Annotated in this window: 15 protein-coding genes; 12 read left to right on the top strand and 3 right to left on the bottom strand. The window is 71.5% G+C overall.

All coding sequences use genetic code 11. The annotated features are described in order from the left end of the window. Nucleotides 1-2: 2 nt before the first annotated feature. Nucleotides 3-431 carry a Rieske 2Fe-2S domain-containing protein gene (locus ACIGDI_RS36315; protein WP_399905993.1) on the bottom strand — a complete coding sequence of 143 codons (429 nt, stop codon included), beginning with the start codon at nt 429-431 and terminating at the stop codon, nt 3-5. 167 nt (nt 432-598) lie between these two features. On the opposite strand from ACIGDI_RS36315, the gene ACIGDI_RS36310 reads away from it, so the two are divergent. Together ACIGDI_RS36310 and ACIGDI_RS36305 are read left to right on the top strand one after the other, a co-directional pair. Next, nucleotides 599-1,774, top strand: a complete 1,176-nt coding sequence (locus ACIGDI_RS36310; protein WP_399905990.1) for a LacI family DNA-binding transcriptional regulator — start codon at nt 599-601, stop codon at nt 1,772-1,774. Continuing rightward, nucleotides 1,771-2,694, top strand: coding sequence for a carbohydrate kinase (locus tag ACIGDI_RS36305; protein WP_399905988.1), 924 nt, complete (start codon nt 1,771-1,773; stop codon nt 2,692-2,694). Before ACIGDI_RS36310 ends, ACIGDI_RS36305 begins: the two co-directional genes overlap by 4 nt. Before the next feature lie 60 nt (nt 2,695-2,754). On the opposite strand, the gene uvrA is transcribed toward ACIGDI_RS36305, so the two are convergent. Further along, nucleotides 2,755-5,793 carry an excinuclease ABC subunit UvrA gene (gene uvrA, locus ACIGDI_RS36300; RefSeq protein ID WP_399905985.1) on the bottom strand — a complete coding sequence of 1,013 codons (3,039 nt, stop codon included), beginning with the start codon at nt 5,791-5,793 and terminating at the stop codon, nt 2,755-2,757. A 223-nt stretch (nt 5,794-6,016) separates the two neighbouring features. Between uvrA and ACIGDI_RS36295 the strand changes: the two genes are divergently transcribed. Together ACIGDI_RS36295 and ACIGDI_RS36290 are read left to right on the top strand one after the other, a co-directional pair. Next, entirely contained in the window at nt 6,017-6,703 is a 687-nt protein-coding gene (locus ACIGDI_RS36295) for a maleylpyruvate isomerase family mycothiol-dependent enzyme (RefSeq protein ID WP_399905982.1), read from the top strand. A 78-nt stretch (nt 6,704-6,781) separates the two neighbouring features. Further along, complete coding sequence (locus ACIGDI_RS36290; RefSeq protein ID WP_399905979.1) at nt 6,782-7,438, top strand: MBL fold metallo-hydrolase; 657 nt, start codon at nt 6,782-6,784, stop codon at nt 7,436-7,438. A 32-nt stretch (nt 7,439-7,470) separates the two neighbouring features. Here ACIGDI_RS36290 and ACIGDI_RS36285 read toward each other — a convergent pair whose 3' ends face one another. Next, nucleotides 7,471-8,109, bottom strand: a complete 639-nt coding sequence (locus ACIGDI_RS36285) for a ScbR family autoregulator-binding transcription factor (protein WP_399905976.1) — start codon at nt 8,107-8,109, stop codon at nt 7,471-7,473. Nucleotides 8,110-8,343: 234 nt separating this feature from the next. On the opposite strand from ACIGDI_RS36285, the gene ACIGDI_RS36280 reads away from it, so the two are divergent. From ACIGDI_RS36280 to ACIGDI_RS36245, 8 genes are all read left to right on the top strand, one after another. Continuing rightward, nucleotides 8,344-9,285, top strand: coding sequence for a ScbA/BarX family gamma-butyrolactone biosynthesis protein (locus tag ACIGDI_RS36280; protein WP_399905974.1), 942 nt, complete (start codon nt 8,344-8,346; stop codon nt 9,283-9,285). 273 nt (nt 9,286-9,558) lie between these two features. Further along, nucleotides 9,559-10,848: an oxidoreductase gene (locus ACIGDI_RS36275; protein ID WP_399905971.1), complete on the top strand. Its 1,290-nt coding sequence runs from the start codon at nt 9,559-9,561 to the stop codon at nt 10,846-10,848. Beyond that, nucleotides 10,845-11,561: an HAD family hydrolase gene (locus tag ACIGDI_RS36270; protein WP_399905968.1), complete on the top strand. Its 717-nt coding sequence runs from the start codon at nt 10,845-10,847 to the stop codon at nt 11,559-11,561. Before ACIGDI_RS36275 ends, ACIGDI_RS36270 begins: the two co-directional genes overlap by 4 nt. 106 nt (nt 11,562-11,667) lie before the next feature. Continuing rightward, the gene (locus ACIGDI_RS36265) at nt 11,668-12,033 is read left to right on the top strand and encodes a hypothetical protein (RefSeq protein ID WP_399905965.1); all 366 of its coding nucleotides are present in this window, start codon (nt 11,668-11,670) and stop codon (nt 12,031-12,033) included. Between the two features lie 369 nt (nt 12,034-12,402). Beyond that, entirely contained in the window at nt 12,403-13,767 is a 1,365-nt protein-coding gene (ccrA, locus tag ACIGDI_RS36260; protein WP_399905962.1) for a crotonyl-CoA carboxylase/reductase, read from the top strand. A 24-nt stretch (nt 13,768-13,791) separates the two neighbouring features. Next, nucleotides 13,792-14,790 carry a 3-oxoacyl-ACP synthase III family protein gene (locus ACIGDI_RS36255; protein WP_399906416.1) on the top strand — a complete coding sequence of 333 codons (999 nt, stop codon included), beginning with the start codon at nt 13,792-13,794 and terminating at the stop codon, nt 14,788-14,790. Continuing rightward, nucleotides 14,787-15,680 carry a 3-hydroxybutyryl-CoA dehydrogenase gene (locus tag ACIGDI_RS36250; protein ID WP_399905959.1) on the top strand — a complete coding sequence of 298 codons (894 nt, stop codon included), beginning with the start codon at nt 14,787-14,789 and terminating at the stop codon, nt 15,678-15,680. The genes ACIGDI_RS36255 and ACIGDI_RS36250 overlap by 4 nt, the downstream gene beginning before the upstream one ends. 169 nt (nt 15,681-15,849) lie before the next feature. Next, nucleotides 15,850-22,575, top strand: a 6,726-nt coding sequence (locus tag ACIGDI_RS36245; RefSeq protein ID WP_399905956.1) for a type I polyketide synthase, incomplete at its 3' end; no start/stop codon positions are given.

The following is a 22,575-nucleotide window of genomic DNA, read 5'->3' as shown; positions in this document are numbered from 1 at the left end:
CCTCAGCTGAGCGGGCCCGCGACGATCTTGCCGTTCGCGGTCCTGACCGACAGTTCCCGCAGCGGCTCCGTGGCCGGGGAGCGCAGCACCTTGCCGGTCCTGGCGTCGAACTCGCTGCCGTGGCACGGGCAGATCAACGTCGTCCCCTCCAGCTTGTTGATCGGGCACTGCGCGTGCGTGCAGATCGTGCTGTACGCCTTCAGCGAGCCGTCCTCGGCCCGGCTGACCACGACGTTGTGATCCCGGTAGAGCTCGGCGCCGCCCTTGGCGACGTCCGATCCCGGGCCGAGTTCGACGGGCGCCGTCGGTGTGGCGGGCGCCCCTTCCGCCCCGGCCCCCGTCGAACAGGCGGCGAGTCCGAGACCGGCCACAGGTGTGAGGGCAGCGCCTCGCAGGACGGTACGACGGCTCGGGGAAGGGCGGGCAGGCATACGGGGCTCCGCTGGTGAGGGGGTGGTGCACGGCGACGATACTCCCGGGCGACCGCTGGCCCGCGGGTCGGGGTGGCGTTGAGTTAAACGCTTGCGTAAGCGTTTACGTCGGGCAGGGAATGAGGTACGTTCCGGCCTGGAGCATGTGGTACGGAGAGGAGGACGCGGTGCCGACCATGGCCGATGTCGCGCGGAGCGCCGGGGTGTCCGTGGCGACCGTCTCGCACGTCCTCAACGGCACCCGGCCGGTGCTGCCGCACACCCGGCAGTCCGTCCTGGACGCGATCGAGCGGCTGGGCTACACACCGAACACCCTGGCCCGTTCCCTGGTGACCTCCCGCACCCGGTCGATCGGGCTCGCGGTCTCGGCGATCAGGAACCCGTACTTCACGGAGATCCTCCAGGGCGTGGAATCGGCCGCCCTGGACGCGGGCCACGGCCTGCTCATCGCCGACCCGCACGACGATCCCGCGCACGAGCGCACGGTCGTCCAGCTGCTGCACGAACGGCGGGTGGACGGCATGATCGTCGCTCCCTCGGCCGACCCTCGTGAACTCGTCGCCTACCTCGCGCGCCATGAGGTACCGACCGTGTTCCTCGACCGGCTGGTGGAGACGGCCGCGGCTTCGCCCGAGGGGGCTCCGGCGTCGGGTGACGGCGGCCTGCGTTTCGACCAGGTCTGTGCCGAGAGCGCCGAACCGACCGCACGGCTCGTCGCCCACCTCGCCGGACACGGCCACCGCCGCATCGCCCTGATCGCCGGGCTGCCCGGCCTCAGCACCACCCGTGAACGCATCGCCGGCTACCGGGAGGGGCTCGCCGCCGCGGGCCTCCCCCACGACGAGCGTCTCCTGGTGCACGGCGACTCGGAGTCGGCCGGTGCCGAACGGGCCACGGCCGCCCTGCTCTCTCTCGCCGCCCCGCCCACCGCACTCGTGACGGCCAACAACGCGATGACCCTCGGTGCCCTGCGCGCCCTGCGCGACCGCGGTCTGTCCGTGCCCGACGACATCGCCCTGTGCTGCTTCGACGACTTCCCCTGGGCCGATCTCTTCTCCCCACGGCTCACCGCGATCGCCCAGCCCGGCAGGGAGATCGGCACCCAGGCGGTACGGCTCCTGCTGGACCGCCTCGCCGCACCGGACCGGCCCGCCCGCACCGTGCGGCTGCCCTGCGCCTTCGTCCACCGGACTTCGTGCGGGTGCCCGGAACCCGAGAGGTCCGGTGAGGCGGAGCGGTCCGCCGAGTCAGAGCGGTCCGGTGAGGCGGAGCTGTCCGCCGAGCGCGGCAGGTCCGCGCAGTACCCGCAGTCCGTGCAGTTCGAGAGAGGAACCGTCTCGTGATCGTCGTCGCCGGTGAGGCCCTGATCGATCTGGTACCGCAGGGCACGGGTGCCCTCGCCGGGCTGAAGCCGGCGCTCGGCGGCGGCCCGTACAACACCGCCGTGGCCCTCGGCCGCCTCGGCTCCCCCACGGCGTTCTGCTCCCGTACCTCGCTGGACGCCTTCGGCGAGGCCCTCCTCGACGGGCTCCGGGAAGCCGGCGTGGACGTGTCGGCCGTACAGCGCGGCCCCGAGCCGACGACGCTCGCGGTCGCCACGATCGACGGGAACGGCTCGGCCGCCTACTCCTTCTACGTCGAGGGCACCGCCGACCGGCTCTTCACCGCGCCCGAGGCCCTCCCCGCCGGGACACGCGCCGTGTCCTTCGGGACGTGCTCGCTCGTCCTGGAGCCCGGTGCGAGCGCCTACGAGGAGCTGATGCGAACGGCCGCCGAACAGGGTGTGTTCACCGCGCTCGACCCGAACATCCGGGCGGGACTGATCCCGGACGCGGACGCCTACCGCGCGCGCTTCAAGAGCTGGCTGCCGTCGGTGTCGCTGCTGAAGCTCTCCGAGGAGGACGCGCTGTGGCTGGGCGGCACCCCGCGCGAGTGGCTGGCCGCGGGGCCTTCGGCGGTGGTGATCACCCATGGCGGTGACGGGCTGAGCGTCTACACCGCGGACGGCGCGGTGCATTCCGTGCCGGGCGAGAAGGTCGAGGTCGTGGACACCATCGGTGCCGGCGACACCGTGAACGCGGCTCTGCTGCACGGTCTGGCCGCCCGGGACGCCCTGTCCCCCGAGGGGCTCCTGGGGCTGGGCGCCGACGGGTGGACGAGGCTGCTGCGATTCGCGGCGCGGGCGGCCGCGGTCACGTGTTCCCGGGCGGGCGCGGAGCCGCCGTACGCCTCCGAACTCGGAGACGCGTTCGGCGACCTGTGACGAACGGCGCCCCGCAGGGACTCCTGCGGGGCGCCGTGGCTTCTCCGTCGTCCGGCGACCTCAGGCCTTGCGTGCCCGTGTGGTCTTCTTCGCGGGCGTGGCCTTCTTCGCGGCCGTGCTGTCGGCGGTCTTGGCCGTCGTGCTCCTGGTCGTCGCGGCCTTGGCGGTCGCCGCCTTCTTCGCCGTCGACTTGGCCGCGACCGTCTTCTTCGCCGCCGTCCTGCGCGGGGCCTTCACCGGGGCCGCGTCGCTGATCCGGTCAGCGTTGAGGATCTCGCGGAGGAACTTGCCGGTGTGGCTGGCCGGAACTCCGGCGACCTCCTCGGGCGTGCCCTCGGCGACGACGAGTCCGCCGCCGGCGCCGCCCTCGGGACCCATGTCGACGACCCAGTCGGCGGTCTTGATGACGTCGAGGTTGTGCTCGATGACGATGACGGTGTTGCCCTTGTCGACCAGGCCGGACAGCACCTTGAGCAGCTTGCTGATGTCCTCGAAGTGCAGGCCGGTGGTCGGCTCGTCGAGGACGTAGACGGTGCGTCCCGTGGAGCGCTTCTGCAGCTCGCTGGCGAGCTTCACGCGCTGCGCCTCACCACCGGAGAGGGTGGTCGCGGACTGGCCGAGGCGGACGTAGCCGAGACCGACGTCGTTCAGCGTCGAGAGGTGACGGTTGATCGCCGGGACGGCCTCGAAGAAGTTCATCGCCTCCTCGATGGGCATGTTCAGGACCTCGGCGATGGACTTGCCCTTGTAGTGGACCTCCAGCGTCTCCCGGTTGTACCGGGCGCCGTGGCAGACCTCGCACGGGACGTAGACGTCCGGGAGGAAGTTCATCTCGATCTTGATCGTGCCGTCGCCCGCGCAGTTCTCGCAGCGGCCGCCCTTGACGTTGAAGGAGAAGCGGCCGGGCTGGTAGCCGCGGACCTTCGCCTCGGTGGTCTCGGCGAACAGCCTGCGGATGTGGTCGAAGACACCGGTGTAGGTCGCCGGGTTGGACCGCGGGGTGCGGCCGATGGGCGACTGGTCGACGTGCACGACCTTGTCGACGAGGTCGTCGCCGTCCACGCGCGTGTGCCTGCCGGGGACGTTGCGCGCGCCGTTCAGCTCGCGGGCCAGGTGCGTGTACAGGATGTCGTTGACCAGCGTCGACTTGCCTGAACCGGACACACCGGTGACGGCCGTGAAGACGCCCAGCGGGAACGAGACGTCGATGTCCTGCAGGTTGTTCTCGCGGGCCCCGTGCACCGTGAGCCGGCGGGAGGGGTCCTGCGGGCGGCGGATGTCGGGAAGCGGGATCGCCTTCTTGCCGGACAGGTACTGGCCGGTCTGCGACTCGGCGTTGGCGAGCAGCTCCTTCAGGGAGCCGCTGTGCACGACCTTGCCGCCGTGCTCGCCCGCGCCGGGGCCGATGTCGACGACCCAGTCGGCGACCTTGATGGTGTCCTCGTCGTGCTCGACGACGATGAGCGTGTTGCCCATGTCGCGCAGCCGGACCAGGGTCTCGATCAGCCGGTGGTTGTCTCGCTGGTGCAGGCCGATGGACGGCTCGTCGAGGACGTACAGGACGCCCACGAGGCCGGAGCCGATCTGGGTGGCCAGGCGGATGCGCTGGGCCTCGCCGCCGGACAGGGTGCCGGCCGCGCGGTTGAGGGAGAGGTAGTCCAGGCCGACGTCGACCAGGAAGCGCAGCCGCTCGTTGACCTCCTTCAGCACGCGCTCGGCGATCTTCTTGTCGCGGGCGGTCAGCTTCAGTTCGCCCAGGAAGTCCGCGCAGTCGCTGATGGACATCGCCGAGACCTCGGCGATCGACTTCCCCATGATCGTGACCGCGAGGACGATCGGCTTCAGGCGGGTGCCCTCACAGGTGGGGCAGGGCACCTCGCGCATGTAGCCCTCGAAGCGCTCCCGGCTGGAGTCGCTCTCGGCCTCGCTGTGCCGGCGCTTGACGAAGGGGACGGCGCCTTCGAAGGGCGTCGTGTACACGCGCTCGCGGCCGTACCGGTTGCGGTAGCGGACCTCGATCTGGGTCTTGTGGCCGTAGAGGAGGGCCTTCTTGGCGCGCTGCGGCAGGCCCGCGAAGGGGATGTCCGTCCGGAAGCCCAGCGCGTCCGCCAGGGCACCGATGAGGCGGCCGAAGTAGTCCTTGGTGTGGCCGTGCGACCAGGGGTGGATGGCGCCCTCGTCGAGGGACTTGTCCTCGTCGGGGACGATCAGCTCCGGGTCGACCTCCATGCGCGTGCCGATGCCGGTGCACTCGGGGCAGGCGCCGAAGGGCGAGTTGAAGGAGAAGGAGCGGGGCTCCAGCTCCTCGAAGGACAGGTCGTCGTACGGGCAGTACAGGTGCTCCGAGTACATGCGCTCGCGCTCGGGGTCGTCCTCGGGAAGGTCGACGAAGTCGAGCACGACCATGCCGCCGGACAGGCCGAGGGCGGTCTCCACGGAGTCGGTGAGGCGGCGCTTGGCGGAGTCCTTCACCGTGAGGCGGTCGACGACCACCTCGATGGTGTGCTTCTCCTGCTTCTTCAGCGTCGGCGGGTTGGAGAGCTGGACGGTCTCGCCGTCCACGCGCGCCCGGCTGTAGCCCTTGGTCTGCAGGTCGGCGAAGAGATCGACGAACTCTCCCTTGCGCTCCCGCACCAGCGGCGACAGCACCTGGAAGCGGCTACCCTCCGGCAGCTCCAGGACCCTGTCCACGATGGCCTGCGGCGACTGGCGCGTGATCGGGCGCCCGCACTCGGGACAGTGCGGCTTGCCGATGCGCGCGAAGAGCAGCCGGAGGTAGTCGTAGACCTCGGTGATCGTGCCGACCGTCGAGCGCGGGTTGCGCGAGGTCGACTTCTGGTCGATGGAGACAGCCGGCGACAGACCTTCGATGAAGTCGACGTCCGGCTTGTCCATCTGGCCGAGGAACTGGCGGGCGTACGAGGAGAGCGACTCCACGTAGCGGCGCTGCCCCTCGGCGAAAATGGTGTCGAAGGCCAGCGAGGACTTGCCCGACCCCGACAGGCCCGTGAAGACGATGAGCGAGTCGCGCGGCAGGTCGAGCGAGACATTCTTCAGGTTGTGCTCGCGCGCGCCACGGACGATGAGACGGTCGGCCACGCCGGTCCGCACCTTTCTTGAGAGAAGTGACAGGGGCGAGGCCCCCGTGTCTTCTCACACTAGGGGGAGCCACTGACAACGCCGGTCGGATTCCGGGTTGCATAACAATCCCCGACCATCCAGCATGCCCGACGCCACTCCCGACCATATAGCACGTGCTTTCGATTTACGGCACTGCTTCACCACCTTCACCCAAAGGTGTGGCGAGGCTAGGGTCAGCACCATGATTGATCACGGTCATGACCTGGCGTCTGTACGTGACGCGACGGACCGGCTGCTCACCGCAGCCGCCGAACTGGACAACGCGTCGGTGGCCGAGCCGTCACGGCTGCCGGGCTGGACCCGCGGCCACGTCCTCGCGCACCTCGCCCGCAACGCCGACGCCCTCGTGAACGTCCTGGAGGGCCGCCCCATGTACGTCTCCGGGAAGGCCCGCGACGCCGACATCGAGCGTGACGCGCCGCGCCCCCTGCAGACGCAGCTCGCCGACCTGCGCGAGAGCGCGGCCCGGTTCCAGGCTGCGGGGGCGGCGCCCGCGGACTGGTCGCGGACGGTGGAGCTGCGCAACGGGGTCACCGACTCGGCGTCGCGGGTGCCCTTCCGACGGTGGGTGGAGGTGGAGCTGCACCACGTGGACCTCGGCATCGGATACGAGCTGGAGCACCTGCCGGAGCAGTTCACGGAGCGGGAGATCGCCTTCCTGGCCGACCGCTTCTCGGGCCACCCGGACGTGCCGCCGACGCGCCTCACGGACGGTACGCGCGCGTGGCGGACCGGCCGGGAGGCGGCGGACGCGGAGATCACGGTGACGGGTCCGGCACCCGAGCTGCTGGGCTGGCTCGCGGGACGCCGGGACGGCTCCGGGCTGACGGTGCGAGGCGGCTCGCTTCCCGGACTGCCGCCGCTGTAGGGGCGAGGGCTCCCCTCGTCCGCGGGCGCGGCCTTCGGCGGGGAGTCCGGCACCCTCCCCCGCTATAGGCTGACCGCCATGACGTACAGCGGACAGGTGACGGTCGGCGGCCCGGCGGACGTGCACGAGCTCAAGGACCTGATGATCACCAAGATCGCGGTCGGCCCGATGGACAACAACGCCTATCTGCTGCGCTGCCGGGCCACGGACGAGCAGTTGCTGATCGACGCGGCCAACGACGCGGACACCCTCCTCGGCATGATCGGTGACGACGGCATCGCGTCCGTCGTCACCACGCACCAGCACGGGGACCACTGGCAGGCGCTCGCCCAGGTCGTCGCGGCCACCGGGGCGCGCACGTACGCGGGCCGGGACGACGCCTCGGGCATCCCGGTGCCGACCGACGTCCTGGTCGACGACGGCGACACCATCCGGGTGGGGCAGGTGGAGCTCACCGCGCGCCATCTGGTCGGGCACACGCCGGGCTCGATCGCGCTCGTCTACGACGACCCGCACGGGCATCCCCATGTGTTCACGGGCGACTGCCTCTTCCCGGGCGGGGTCGGCAACACCCGTAAGGATCCGAAGGCGTTCGCGAGCCTGATCCGCGACGTGGAGACGAAGATCTTCGACGTGCTGCCGGACGAGACCTGGGTCTATCCGGGGCACGGCAACGACACGACGCTGGGCGCGGAGCGGCCCCATCTGCCGGAGTGGCGTCAACGAGGCTGGTGACCCCGCAAGGACACTGCCCGGCGAGTGAACGATCAGACTCGGTCGGGAATGACCGCCTCGATGATCTCCCGGACACGGTCCTCGATGTCCTCGCGATTGCACTGGACCCACGAGATGTGCTGCGCGCCGAAGAAGGCGGCGACCAGGACCCGGGCGTAGCCCCCGGGGGAGAGACGGCTCTGCAGCGCGCCCTCCTCGCTGGCCTGGGAGAACAGTTCCTCGATCATGGACTGGAAGGTGGTGTACGGCGCCGGCAGCTCTGTGCCGATGTACGACCGCTCTATCTGCAGCCGGGCCCCTGCCTGGATCACCCGGTCGTCCTTGAAGGCGAGGGCCGTGCGGATCAGCACCTCGGCGACCGCCTGCAGAGGAGGCAGGCCCAGATCGCGTACCGGCGCCACGATGAGCGGCAGCCTGCGGTAGAACTCGTCGACCACCGCCTCCGCGAGCGCCTCCTTGTTGGTGAAGTGGAAGTACACCGCCCCCTTGGTCATCTCCGCGCACTCGGCCACGTGCATGACGGTCACCGCGGGAAACCCGTGTTTCGCGAACATCTCAGCAGCCGCCGCCAGCACCGTCTGCCGGGTCTGCAGCGCGCGTTCCTGCTTCAGCAGCGCACCCTTGGCATTGGTCGCTCCTGCGCCTTCGTTCTTGGCCGTCTGAAGTGCCACGGCAACTCCTTTGTCCTGCACCTCGTGTCACGGCTCCCCGGGGGACGGAGGGGGGTCCGGAACATCTTGTAGATACCTTCGCGAAGGTATATTCTCACTGCCACCGTGTCGGATGACAACGGTCCTGCACCACGCTAATCAAATGGGGGAGTTATGCGTGACAGGTCAGTCATGCCCGTGAGGGGCATCCACATATCCGAGGCCTCGGGCCACCGCCTCAGCCATCTTCAGACCGTGCCCCGGCACATGGTCCACCGCGCCGCCCTGTCCGAGGTGTTCCTCACAGACGCGCAGGCCCTCGGTGGAGACCGGTTCCTGGTCGCGGCCCAGTGGCCCCGAGACCACGCCCTGTACTACCCGGACGGCGACGGCCTGAGCGATCCGCTGCTCTTCGCGGAGACCATCCGGCAGTCCATGGTCTATCTGGCGCACGCCTATTACGACGTACCGCTCACGCATCACTTCATCGGCAGTGACTTCCACTTCGAGATAACCGACCCCGAGATGTTCCGGGTCACCGGCGTGCCGCTCCAGCCGGTCCTGGAGGCGCGCTGGACCGAAGTGGACAGCAGGCCGCCGAACCGGATCTCGCTGCGCGTGGACGTGGAGCTGACCATCGCCGGACGGGTCTGCGGCCATGGCTCGATCTCGGCGATCGCCGTGGACGCCAAGCGGTACGGCATCCTGCGGCGTCGCGGGGCGGCGCCGGCCGCCGGGACTCAGACGCTGGTCACACAGCAGGGGACCAGGATTCCCGCCGCGTGCGTGGGCCGCCTGCGGGAGAAGGACTGCGTGCTGGAGCGTGCCGGTTCCTCGGACTGGCAGATCCGCGCGTCGGTGGGGCATGCCGTGCTGTTCGACCACCCCACCGATCATGTTCCCATGATGGTGATGCTGGAGGGCTTCCGTCAGCTCGGGCATCTCCTGAGCCGTATGTCCACCGTCTACACGGAAGCGGGCGTCTCGGCCTTCCTGACGGCGGTGAGCATCGACTGCGTGGCGTTCGCGGAACTGGACGCACCCATCCGGCTCGAGGTGCAGAACGGCTATGAGCCCGCCGCACGCGGCGGAGCCGGTGAGCTCCGCGTGGACGCGGTGCAGTCCGGCCGGGGCGTTGCGACGGCCGCGATGACGTGGGCGGCGTTGCCAGTGGCCGAGCGCGAGGGCGTCGCCTGACGCACCGCCCCGTGCCCCGTCGGGGCACCGTGTACCTCCGTTCCGGAGTCCACTTCACCGAGGTCTCGCCGCAGGCGTTCCGCCATGACGGAATGCCCGTGCGCGTGCGGTCCTTTCCGGCGGTCGTCCGTGCGACGCGCTCCGTGGCCGTCGCCATGACCGTTGCCTCGTTCTGCGCGTTTCCTCGACCCAGGCCGCCGTTGCGGCCCACGGTCGTCCGGTCGTGATCCCGACTCGACCGCATAGCCATCAGTTTGCCAAGAAGGGCATGGCATGACTGTCACAGAGCTTCCGCCCGCGCGGCCCACGATTTCGCGCGGCTCACCCTCCGACACCCTGGAAAGCGCGGTCGTGGCCGCCGCGTCCAGGGCGACCGCGGCGGACCTCGACCGCTGTCTCGACCCCGAGGTCGTCGACGCGCTGACCCGCGCGGGGTTCAGCCGGCACTTCGTGCCGCGGCGATGGGGAGGCGACGAGGGGACCTTCGGGGAGTTGCTGACCCGTGCGGCGGCGGTCGGGGAGGCCTGTGCGTCGGCCGCCTGGGTCGCGGCCCTGTACGCGGCGCATGGCCGGTTCGCCGCGTGTCTGCCGTACGAGGGGCAGCGTGACCTGTGGGCCGCCTCCCCGGACGTCCGGATCGCCGCGGGGATCATGCCGCCGACGGGCACCGCGGTCCGTGAGCGCGCCGGATGGCGGTTGCGCGGCCAGTGGTCCTGCGTCAGCGGTGTCGGCTCCGCGGACTGGGTGCTGCTCGCGGCCGTCGAAGAGGATCGGGACCCGGCGGCAACCGCAGCCGGTCGAAGACGCGTCGAGGTGGACGGCCGGGACGACACCTCCGGTGGGTCCTCGGCAGCCGACCGACGGCGCGCCGACCAGGACGCCGCGGACGACCGGCCTGCCGTACGGGTCTTCGCGGTACCCACCGCGGACGTACGGGTGCTCGACAGCTGGCACCCCACGGGTCTGCGCGGCACCGGCAGCCACACCGTCGCCGCGTCCGGGGTCCTGGTGCCACACCGTCGCACCTTTCCGCTGGCGGAGCTGCTCGCCGGTACGCGGGGGGCGGGACACGCCCGCTGTCACGCCCTGCCGGCCATGCTCGGCGGGGGACTGATCTTCGCGGCGGCCGGTCTGGGCGCCGCCCGCCACGCGTTGGCGGCCTGGACACGATGGGCCCTCCGGCCGTCCGGGCCGGAGGGTGTCGCGCCCCTGCCTGTCGACGGCCCGGCGCGCGCGGCGCTGGCCCGGTCCTCCGCCGAGGCCGAGGCGGCCCGGCTGCTTCTGGAGGCGGCCGCCGGCCGGGGCGACGAGGTCGACCCGGCCGACGCCCGGGCCGTGGCGACCGCCGTGGCGCTCAACCGCCGTGACACGGCGGTCGCCACGGACCTGCTGGTCGGCGCGGTCGAGCGGCTGTTCCGCACGGGCGGGGTCCATGCGCGGGAGGACGACGGTGAGCTCCAGCGCTGCTGGCGTGATCTGCACACCATCGCCGCCCACGGCGTGTTGCGTCTCGGACCGGCCGCCGACGCGTACGCCGACGTGGCCACGGCGGCCGTCCGATGAGCACTCATCGGGCCGGCCGTGGTGCCGCCACCCTGTCCCGGCCGGGTGAACCCGCGTATCTGGTCTTCTCCGACGTGGACGAGACATTGATCCACTGCAAGAGCCTGCTGGAGTTCCTCGACCACTACTTCGCCGAGCGCCATGGCCCCGACGGCCGAGGACACGCCACCGCCGTGCGGGCGCGGCTCGCCTCGGCGACCGCCGCCGGAGCGGGGCGGGAGGAGGCCAACGCCCTGTACTACAGGGCCTGGCGCGGTGAGCTCCTCGGGGAGGTCCGGCAGGCGGGGCGGCGCTGGTACGCCGCCCGCCGGTCGGCCGGCGGCCTCTTCGTCGAGGCCACGTACGCCGCACTGCGCCGCCACCGGGACGAGGGTGCCGAACTGGCCCTGGTCTCCGGCTCGTTCGCCGCCGTCCTTGATCCGCTGGCCGAGGAATGCGGCGCCGCCCACGTCCTGTGCACCCGGCCCGCCGTGGCGGACGGGGTACTGACCGGCGAGGTGGCCGGCGAGCCGGTGATCGGGGAGGGCAAGCGGCGGGCCGTGCGCGCGCTACTGGCCCGCCATCCGCACATCGACCCCGCCGACTGCCATGCGTACGGCGACCATGTCTCCGATCTGCCGATGCTGCTGGAGGTCGGGCACCCCACCGTGGTGGGGGACTCCCCCGAGCTCCTCGCGCGGCTGCCGAACGCCCGCCGGACGGCTCCGATGTGAGCGGAGGCGGCGGCCTGTCGAGGGAGCCGACGGACCCGGAAGGACCGTCGGCACACCTCTGACCACAAAGAATACCTTCATGAAGGTTTTTAGCTGAGAGGACGTCATGAGCGACCACCAGAAGCAGAACCCCGTGACCGACACCGTCCCGCGCCCTGCGACGGGCAGCCCGGCACCCACGTACTGGGTGATCTGCCGTCAGTGGCCGAGTGGCGAGGCCGGGAGCGAGGACGCCACCGACATGGAGCGGGCGTCCGGACCCCTGGCGGCCCTGGAGGCCCTGACCGCCTGGCGGCGCACCGCGCCCGCCGACTCGCTGGCCTGGGTCGTCCGCACCACCGCGACCTTCCCCTACGACGTTCCCGCCCTCCAGGCGGAGGAGTTGGTGGCCGCCGCCCGCGCGGAAGCCGAGACCATGGGCCCCCGCGGTGCCCGCCGCCTGTCGCGTGCTCTGACCCGTCTCACCGCCTGAGCCGGCCGACCGCGCCCCGGGCGGCAGCGTCGCCGTCCCGAAAACCGCCTCAATTCCGGCCACCTTAGGGGGCTCTAGGGGTGGTAAGGGGTAGGGGACATCAGTTCCCGCCCCGTAATGTTTTATTGCAAACGGAAGTTCGGGGGATCGTCCGTAGGTGTTCCCGGCGCCCGAGTGCACCGGATTCCGACCCAGCGACGTGCCGGATTCCGGCCCTTTTCCCCAACGAGAACCGAGCAGCCCGATATTCACGGCGGCGCCGTCCGCCATCGGCTGCGGCTCGGCTTCCCTTTCTCGATTGCCCGCTGCCGGCCTGTGCGCGTTTCGCCCTGCCGTGCGGCGGACATCCGCCGATGACGAAGGACTGGCATGGACTCTTTGGCTGATGCTCTGCTCAACGGAGCCGGCGCCGAGATCCTGGAGCGGGAACCCCTCCCGGAGGACTACCTCGCCGTGCACACCCGAGCCGAGGACGTCGACATGTTCCGCGGCGACGCGGATCCCGACGTACGCCGCTCGATCCACGTGGGCCGGGTGCCGATGCCCGAACTGGCCCCCGACGAAGTACTCGTCGGGGTCATGGCGAGCTCCATCAACTACAACACCGTCTGGTCCGCGACCTTCGAGCCCGTGTCCACCTTCCGCTTCCTGCGGAAGTTCGGCGCGCAGGGCGGCTGGGCGGAGCGCCACGACCAGCCGTACCACGTGCTCGGCTCGGACGCCGCAGGCGTCGTCGTCCGAGTGGGCGCGGGAGTGCGCCGCTGGCGGGCCGGCGACCACGTCACCGTCAGCTGCGTCCAGGTGGACGACCAGGAGCCGGCCACCCACGCCGACGGCATGCTCGGCACCGAACAGCGCATCTGGGGATACGAGACCAACTTCGGCGGGCTCGCCCACTACACCGTCGTGCGGGCCAGCCAGCTGCTCGCCAAGCCCACCCATCTGACCTGGGAGGAAGCGGCGAGCACGATGCTGACCGCCGCCACCGCCTACCGCATGCTCGTCAGTGACCGCGGTGCCCGTATCAAGCAGGGCGACATCGTGCTGATCTGGGGCGCCACCGGCGGACTCGGCGGCTTCGCCGTCCAGCTGGTCAAGAACGCCGGCGGTATCCCGGTCGGTGTGGTCAGCTCCGAGGCCAAGGCCCGGCTGCTGCGCGGGCTCGGATGCGATGTCGTCATCAACCGCGAGGAGATCGGACTCGGCGGCGACGAGGAACTCACTCCCGAACGCGCGGCCGAACTCGGCCGCAGGCTCGGCCGGGTCATCCGCCGGGAGACCGGCGAGGACCCGCACGTCGTCTTCGACTTCATCGGCGAGGCCACCTTCCCGCTGTCGGTGTTCGTCGTGCGGCGCGGCGGCACCGTGGTCACCTGCGGTTCCAGCACCGGCTACTGGCACCGGTACGACAACCGCTACTTGTGGATGAACCTCAAGCGGATCATCGGCAGCCACGCGGCCAACCTCCAGGAGCAGTGGGAGTGCAACCGCCTGTTCCAGCTCGGGAAGCTGATGCCGATCCTCTCCGAGGTGTATCCCCTCGCCGACACCGCCGAGGCCGCCCGGCTCGTGCAGAACAACCGGCACATCGGGAAGGTGGGCGTCCTCGCCCTGGCACCGGAGACCGGTCTTGGTGTCACCGACCCCGAACTGCGCGAACGCATCGGCGCCCAGACGCTCAACCCCTTGCGCGACCTGTCGCAGCAGACCCGAATACCGGCGCTGGCCGGCTGACGCCCCGCGGGAGACATGACCGACATGGTGAACCAAGCGATAGGCATCCTCGGAACGGGCTCGTACCTGCCCAAGGACGAGGTCAGCAACGAGGAGGTGGCACGCCGGGCCGGTGTGACCCCCGAGTGGATCGAGCGCAAGACCCAGATCCGCTCCCGCCGGTACGCGGCACCCGACGAGGCCACCTCCGATCTGGGCGTCAAGGCGGCCGAGAAGGCCCTGGAACAGGCCGGCCTCCCGCCCGAGCGGCTCGACTACCTCGTCGTCTCCACCTCCACCGGGGACTTCCCCCAGCCCCCGACCGCCTGCCTGATCCAGCACCGGCTGGGCGCGTACGGCGCCGCCTGCCTCGACGTCAACGTCGTCTGCAGCGGCTTCGTATACGCCCTCGAGGTCGCCCGCAGTCTCGTCGCTTCCCGGCCCGGCGCGCACGCGCTGGTGGTCGCCGCCGACGTCTACTCCCGGATTCTGGACCTCACCGACCGCAAGACCGCGGTGCTCTTCGCCGACGGGGCCGGTGCGGCCGTCGTGGGCCACGTCCCCGAGCCGTACGGGATCCTCGACACCGACCTCGTCAGCCGGGGCGACGCCCATGCCCTCATCCGGGTCGAGGCGGGCGGCAGCCGGCGGCCCGCCTCCGCGGAGACGGTCGCCGACGGCGGCCACCACTTCCGCATGGACGGCCGCGGAGTACGCGACTTCGTCGCCGAGAACGTTCCGGGCGCTCTGCGCGGCATCGTCGACCGCGCCGGGTTCGCGATGACGGACGTCGACCACTTCGTACCCCACCAGGCCAACGGCGTGATGCTGACCGACCTGGTCGAGGTCAGCGGGCTCGGCCGGGCCACCACCCACCGCACGCTGGAACGCTACGGCAATGTGGGCAGCGCCTCCGTGCCCGTCGCCCTCGACGACGCCAACCGCTCCGGGGCGCTGCGCGACGGCGACCTGGTGCTCATGGCCGGGTTCGGCGGCGGCATGGCGATGGGCACCACGCTGATGCGCTGGGCGGTGACGGCATGACCACTACGGCACCCCACAGCACCTACAAGGGCCCGGTGATCGAACGGGTCGGCATCGTCGGCTGCGGCACCATGGGCGCCGGAATCGCCGAGATCAGCGCCCGCGCCGGGCTCGATGTCCGCATCGCGGTCTCCTCCGACGCCTCCGCCGCGCGCGGCCGCCGCCGTATCCTCGGCTCGCTCGACCGCGCCGTGGCCAAAGGACGCGTCGACGAGGCCGACCGCGACGCCGCCCTGGCCCGCATCGACTTCACCACGGATCTGGCGGGCCTCGCCGACCGGCAGTTGGTCGTGGAGTCGGTGAAGGAGGACGAGCAGGTCAAGCGGGAGGTGTTCACGTTCCTGGACAAGGTCGTCACCGACCCCGAAGCGATCCTGGCGACCAACACCTCCTCGCTGTCCGTGGCCCGCCTCGCCCGCGTCACCGAGCGCAGCGGCCATGTCGTCGGCATCCACTTCTTCAACCCCGTCCCGGTCCTGCCTCTGGTGGAGATCGTCCCTTCCGTGCTCACCGAGCGGGACATCACCGAGCGCGCCGCCCGCTTCGTCACCGACACGCTCGGCAAGACCGTCATCGAGGCACCCGACCGGGCCGGCTTCGTCATCAACGCCCTGCTGTTCCCCTACCTCCTCTCCGCGATCCGGATGGTCGACACCGGCCTGGCCACCGCCGAGACCATCGACCGCGGCATGGAGCTCGGCTGCTCGCACCCTCTCGGACCGCTGCGGCTCGCCGACCTCATCGGCCTCGACACCACGGCGGCCATAGCCGAGGCCATGTACGAGGAGACCAAGGAACCGCTGTACGCCCCGCCGTCATTGCTGCTGCGCATGGTCGAGTGCGGAATTCTGGGCAAGAAGTCGGGCCGGGGCTTCTACAACTACGCCTGAACGCCGGTCGTCCGTCGTTCCGTCACGCGGCGGAATGCAATTCCCCCTTGCCCCTCCCCCGAATTTCCCTCCCCTTCACGCCTGAACGGGCCTGTTTCCCCTGCCCGGCTGCCCCAGTACTCGCATGCCCCCACACGGCAGGCCACCCCGTATTTCCGGAAGGAAGAAAATGTCCCTCGAAACCGAGGTCGGAAAGACCGTCCGGCACGACCTGCCGCGCGATGCGGTGGCTGTGGTCGGAATGTCCTGCCGATTCCCCGGCGCCGGCGACCCGGAAGCCTTCTGGCAGCTTCTGCGCGGCGGCCAGGACGCCCTGTCGGGCCCACCCGCGGACCGGACGGACCTGCGGGCCGGGAACCGGGCACCCGCCGGATACCTCGACGACGTCGCCCACTTCGACCCCGAGTTCTTCGGTATCTCCCCGCGCGAGACCGCCGGAGTCGACCCGCAGCAGCGGCTCGTCCTGGAACTGGTGTGGGAGGCCCTGGAGCACTCCGGGATCGTCCCCGCCACCCTGCGCGGTACCCGCACCGCCGTCGTCGTGGGCGCGATGTGGGACGAGTACGCCAAGCTCGCCCACGAACGCGGCGCCGACGCCGCGACCCACACCACGATCACCGGCGTCAGCCGCGGCGTCATCGCCAACCGCGTCTCCTACGCCCTGGGCCTGCGCGGCCCTTCCCTCGTCGTCGACACCGCCCAGTCGTCGTCCCTCGTCGCCGTCCAACTCGCCTGCGAGCAACTCGTAAGCGGCGAGGCCACGCTCGTCCTGGCCGGCGGGGTCAGCCTCAACCTCACCTCCGAAGGCTTCGCCGTCGCCGAGAAGTTCGGTGCGCTGTCCCCGCAGGGCCGGGCCTTCACCTTCGACGAACGCGCCGACGGCTACGTCCGTGGCGAGGGCGCGAGCATCGTCGTCCTGAAGCTGCTCAGCCGGGCCCTCGCGGATGGCGACGTCATCCACGGCGTCATCCGCGGCGGCGCCGTCAACAACGACGGCGGCGGCGCCACTCTGACCGCTCCCAGCGCCGAGGCCCAGCAGGACCTGCTGCGCCGCGCCTACGACCGGACGGGTGTCGACCCCGCCGCGGTACGGTTCGTCGAACTCCACGGCACCGGCACCCCCGTCGGCGACCCTGTCGAGGCCGCCGCCCTCGGCGCGGTGCTCGGCCGCGCCCGTCGTCCCGGAAACCCGCTGCCCGTCGGATCGGTGAAGACCAACATCGGCCACCTGGAGGGCGCGGCCGGGATAGCCGGACTCCTCAAGGCCCTGCTCTGCCTGCGCGAGGGCACCCTTGTGCCGAGCCTCAACTTCCGGGCGCCCAACCCGGCCATCCCGCTCGACGAGCTGAACCTCACCGTCAACACCGAATTGCTGCCCCTGCCCGACGGAGAGGTGTACGCAGGGGTCAGCTCTTTCGGTATGGCCGGCACCAACTGCCATATCGTGCTGTCCCGTTGGCGGAACGCACCGGCACCCACCGATCAAGACCGCACCGGATCCGTCCTGCCGTTCACGCTGTCGGGGCGTACCGAGCAGGCAGTGCGCGACCAGGCGGCACGCCTGCGTACGCATCTCGCGGAGCGGCCCACGACGCCGCTCACGGACGTGGCGTACTCGCTCGCCACCACCCGAACCCACTTCGCACAGCGCGCCGTGGTCCTGGCCGACGGTCACGACGAACTGCTGAGCGCCCTCGACGCGCTGGCGCAGGGCACGCCCGCCGCGCCGCCGGTACGACGAGTGCGGGGTGAGGCCGGTTCGACGGCGTTCTTGTTCACGGGTCAGGGCAGTCAGCGGGCCGGTATGGGACGGGAGTTGTACGAGTCCTTCCCCGTGTTCGCGGCCGCGCTGGACGAGGTCTGCACAGAGCTGGACACCCACCTGGACCGCCCCCTGCGCGAGGTGATGTTCACCGACGACACCGAAGGACTGCTGCACCAGACCCGCTACACCCAGTGCGCCCTGTTCGCCTTCGAGGTGGCACTCGCCCGCCTGTGGCACAGCTGGGGGGTACGACCCGACTACCTGACCGGCCACTCCGTCGGCGAGATAGCGGCCGCATACACGGCCGGGCTCTGGTCTCTGCGGGACGCCTGCCGCCTGGTCGCAGCCCGCGGCCGGCTCATGCAGAACCTGCCCCCGGGCGGAGCAATGCTGTCCCTGCAAGCCTCGGAAGCCGAGGTGCTGCCCACCCTGGTGGACGGCGTCCAGATCGCCGCACTCAACGGCCCCGCCTCCACCGTCATCGCAGGAGACGAACCGGCAGTCCACACCATCGCCGAACACTGGCAGACCCAAGGACGCAGGACCAAACTCCTCCAGGTCTCCCACGCCTTCCACTCCCACCACATGCAACCCATGCTGGCCGAGTTCCGGCAGGTCACCGAAAGCCTCACCTACCTGCCACCCCAGGTGCCGCTGACATCGAACCTGACCGGACGCACCGCGACCACCGAAGAGATCACCTCCCCCGAATACTGGGTCCGCCACGCCCGCCAAGCCGTCCGCTTCGCCGACGGCATCAACGAACTGCACACCCTCGGCGTCACCACCTACCTCGAGATCGGCCCCGACGCCGTCCTCACCGCCATGACCCGCGACACCCTCCCCCCAGACGCGAAGCCGACGGTCGTGCCGTCCGCGCGGCGCAACCGGCCCGAGGTGCGCACACTGCTCGGCGCCACGGGGGAACTGCACGCCATGGGCGCCGCCGAGCCGGACTGGGCGGTGCTCCTGACCGACGCGGGCGGTGGCCGTGCCGGGCACCGGGTGGCGCTGCCGACCTACGCCTTCCAGCGGGACAGGTACTGGCTCGCCGCCGCCGTCCGGGAGCGGGCGGACGTCGGTGCTGCCGGGCTGGACGCCGTACCGCATCCCCTGCTGCGGGCCGTCGTGGAGCGGGCCGAGGCGGATGAACTCCTGCTGACCGGACGGCTGTCGGCACAGGACCCGCATGCCCCGCTCGACCGCACGCTGCCGGACGCACCACTGGTCTCGGCGGCCGCCTTCGCCGAACTGGCCCTGCAGGCAGGGGCAATCGCCGGAGCCGAGCGTGTGGAACGTCTCACGGTCCTTGCACCGCTGGTCCTGCCCGACGACGGCGCGGTCCAGCTCCAGGTCGTCGTCGGCCCGGCGGACGAGGCCGGACGACGCTCCCTCACCCTGCACGCCCGTCCCGAGGACGCGGGCCGGAGTGCGCGCTGGACCCGCCACGCCCACGGCACGCTGTCCCCCGCAGCCGACGTCCCGGAGGCGGAGGCCCTCGGCAGGGAGCAGCCGGAGCCCTGGCCGCCGCGGGACGCCGTGGCCGTCGACGCGCCCGCCGGCGCCCGGGCGGCCTGGCGGCGCGGTGCCGAGATGTTCGCCGAGGTCGTGGTCGACCGGGAGCAGACGGAGGAGGCCCATCGGTACGGGCTCCACCCCGCGCTCGTGGACGCCGCGCTGCGGCTCCTCCGCGCAGACGGCGAACCGTCCCACGGGCCCATGTCGCCGGCACAGCCCGTCGAGTGGCACGACCTGCGGCTCCATGCGACCGGCGCGGATGCTCTGCGTGTGCGGGTGAGCGCGGCCGCGGACGAGAGCGTGTCCCTCACCTTCACCGACGGCTCGGCCCGGCCGGTCGCCGCCGTCGGCTCCCTGACCGTCCGCACGGTCACCGCCGAACAACTGGGCGCGGCCCGTGCGTCCGTACATGACGCCCTGCACCGGGTGGAGTGGCGGCGCGCCGAGGGGCACGCCGGGTTCCGGCACCGGTGCCCGCAGGGCCGGGTCGCGCTCGTCGGCGCCGATGTGCTCGGCCTGTCCGCCGCGTTGACCACCGCCACAACCGGCGTCCGACTGCACCTGGACGCGGCCGGGTTCGTCGACGCCTGCGCCCAGGACGTTCCCGACCTGGCGCTCCTGTCGTGCCCCGGCGCTTCCGTGGACACCGCCGACGCCGTGGAGGCGACGGTGAACCGGATCGCCGGGACGCTGAGCGCCTGGCTGGCCGACCCGCGGCTGAACGGCACCCGGTTCGCCCTGATCACCCGCGGTGCCGTGACCACGGGTTCGAACAACGAGGCGCCCGATCCGGTGGCCGCCGCCGCGCGAGGCCCGGTGCGGTCGCTCCAGCGGCGGCACCCCGGCCGCATCACCCTGGTCGATGTCGCGGGTGGCAACGAATCGCTCAAGGGCCTGCCGGCGGCGCTCGCCTCGCCGGAGCCGGAGATCGCGCTGCGCGGCGGTGAGCCGCTGGTGCCACGGCTGGTGCCGGCCGTTCCGCCGGTGAGTCCCGTCCCGGTGTGGGAGACCGGCGGCAATGTGCTGCTCACGGGTGGGAGCGAGGGACGGATCACGACCGTCGCCCGGCATCTCGTCACCACGCACCGGGTGCGCAGAGTGGTGGTCGCCGCGCCCGGCGCGGACGTCTCGGCCGAGGTCGCGGAACTCGCCGGCGAAGTCGGCGCGCTGGGCGCCGAGGTGGTGGCGGAGCCCTGCGACCCCGCCGACCGGCGCGCCCTCGCGGGCCTGCTGGAGCGGGTGACCACCGACCGGCCGCTGACCGCGGTGGTCCATGTGGACTTCCCGTCCGGGACGGGTGCCACGACCGCCACCGACGCGGACGGACCATCGGTGCGCGACCGGATCGCCTCCGTGCTGCACTTGGAGGAGCTGACCAGGCCGCTGCGGCTGTCCGCGTTCGTCCTGCTCACCTCCACCGCCGCGGCCCTCGGCGGCGGGTCGCCGCAGGATGCGGCGACGGGCGCCTTCCTGGCCGCGCTGGCCGAGCGGCGACAGGCCGCGGGACTGCCCGCCCAGGCCGTGGCCCTGGGTGACTGGGACGAGGACGACGACGGCTTCCTGCGGCCGCTGTCCGATTCCGAGGCCCTCGGGCTGCTCGACCTTGCACCCCGGGTCCCCGCCGTGCTGGCCGTCGCGGCCCGATTGGACCGCGCCGCCATCGACGCCGCCGATCCCGCCACCGTCCCGGCCGCACTGCGCGGCACCGCCGGCACACCGGTACGGCGCGTCGCAGCATCGCTGCCCGAGCCGACGGCGACCACACACCCGGGCGACGGCAACGAGGCACGGACCGGGCTCGCCGCGCTGTCCGGCGAGCGGTTGGCTCAGGCGCTGGAGGAACTGGTGCGCGGCACCGTCGCCGCGGTGCTGGAGCACGGCGACCCCTACGGCATCGACACCGGCCGCCCGTTCAAGGAGCTCGGCTTCGACTCGCTGATGGTCGTGGAACTGCGCGACAGGCTCGCCCGGGCGACCGGCCTGGACCTGCCGTCCGCCCTCGTCTTCGACCATCCCACACCGGACGCCGTACTCGCCCACCTAAAAGAGCGACTGACGGACGTGGATGCCGACACGCTGCCGGCCGAGGACGGCACGGCGAAGCGGCCGCGGCCCGCCCCGGCAGGCGAGGACTCGGAGGGCGCAGAGGACGACCCCATCGCCATCGTCGGCATGAGCTGCCGCTTCCCCGGCGGGATCGACTCGCCGGAGGAGCTGTGGCGCACGGTCGCCGAGGGCCGGGACGTCATCGGTGCCTTTCCCGCCGACCGCGGCTGGGATCTGGAGGGCCTCTACGACCCCGAGGGCAACGCGCCCGGCAAGCACTACGTACGCGAGGGCGGTTTCCTCGACGCGACCGGCTTCGACGCCGAGTTCTTCGGCATCAACCCGCGCGAGGCGCTGGCCATGGACCCGCAGCAGCGGCTGTTCCTGGAGGCCTCGTGGGAGGCCGTCGAGCGCGCCGGCATCGACCCGAGGTCCCTGGCCGGCAGCCGGACCGGCGTGTTCGTCGGCGCCACCTTCCAGGACTACGGTCCCCGCCTCGACGAAGGCACCCAGGCCACCGAGGGATACCTGATGACCGGCAGCACGCCGAGCGTGGCGTCCGGCCGGGTCGCTTATGCCCTCGGGCTGGAAGGCCCGGCGGTGACCGTCGACACCGCCTGTTCGGCATCCCTGGTGGCCCTGCACATGGCCGCCCGGTCGATCCGGGACGGCGAGTGCACCATGGCCCTGGCCGGAGGGGTGACCGTGATGTCGACGCCGGGCATCTTCGTCGAACTCACCCGCCAGCGCGCCCTGTCGGCCGATGGCCGCTGCAAGTCCTTCTCGGACGCGGCCGACGGCACCGGCTGGTCGGAAGGTGTCGGCGTCCTGGTCGTCGAGCGGCTGTCGGACGCCCGCCGCAACGGGCATCGGGTACTCGCCGTGGTTCGGGGCAGTGCGATCAACCAGGACGGTGCCAGCAACGGCCTCACCGCCCCCAACGGCCGCTCCCAGCAGAAGGTGATCCGCGCGGCCCTCGCCTCCGCGGGACTGGAACCGGGCGACGTGGACGCGGTGGAGGCGCACGGCACCGGCACCAGGCTCGGTGACCCGATCGAGGCCGGCGCGCTGCTGGCGACGTACGGCCAGAACCGCCCGGAGGACCGACCGCTGTGGCTGGGCTCGGTCAAGTCCAACATCGGCCACACGCAGGCCGCCGCGGGCGTCGCCGGCGTCATCAAGATGACGATGGCGCTGCGCGAGGGGAAGCTGCCGCGCACGCTGCACGTGGACGTCCCGTCCTCGCACGTGGACTGGACGTCCGGTGCGGTGGAGCTGCTGACGCGGGAGCAGGCGTGGCCCGAGTTCGTCCGTCCGCGCCGGGCCGGTGTCTCGTCGTTCGGGATCAGCGGTACGAACGCCCACGTCATCCTCGAGGAAGCTCCCGAGCCCGTCGGGGAGCCGACGGGAACGGACATCCCGTCGGACAGCGAGACAACTGTTGCCTGGCTGCTGTCGGCACGCACCGAGCCGGCGTTGCGGGATCAGGCGGTGCGGTTGTTGGCGCATGCCCAGGCGCACCCCGAGGTGTCGGTCGCGGACCTGGGCCTGTCCCTGGTCACCACA

It is taken from the genome of Streptomyces sp. NPDC085900 (genome assembly GCF_044540925.1).
In the GTDB taxonomy this organism is placed as follows: Bacteria; Actinomycetota; Actinomycetes; order Streptomycetales; family Streptomycetaceae; genus Streptomyces; species Streptomyces gilvifuscus.
The sequence above is the reverse complement of the archived record's forward strand: the minus strand, read 5'-3'. Positions and strand labels throughout refer to the sequence as shown.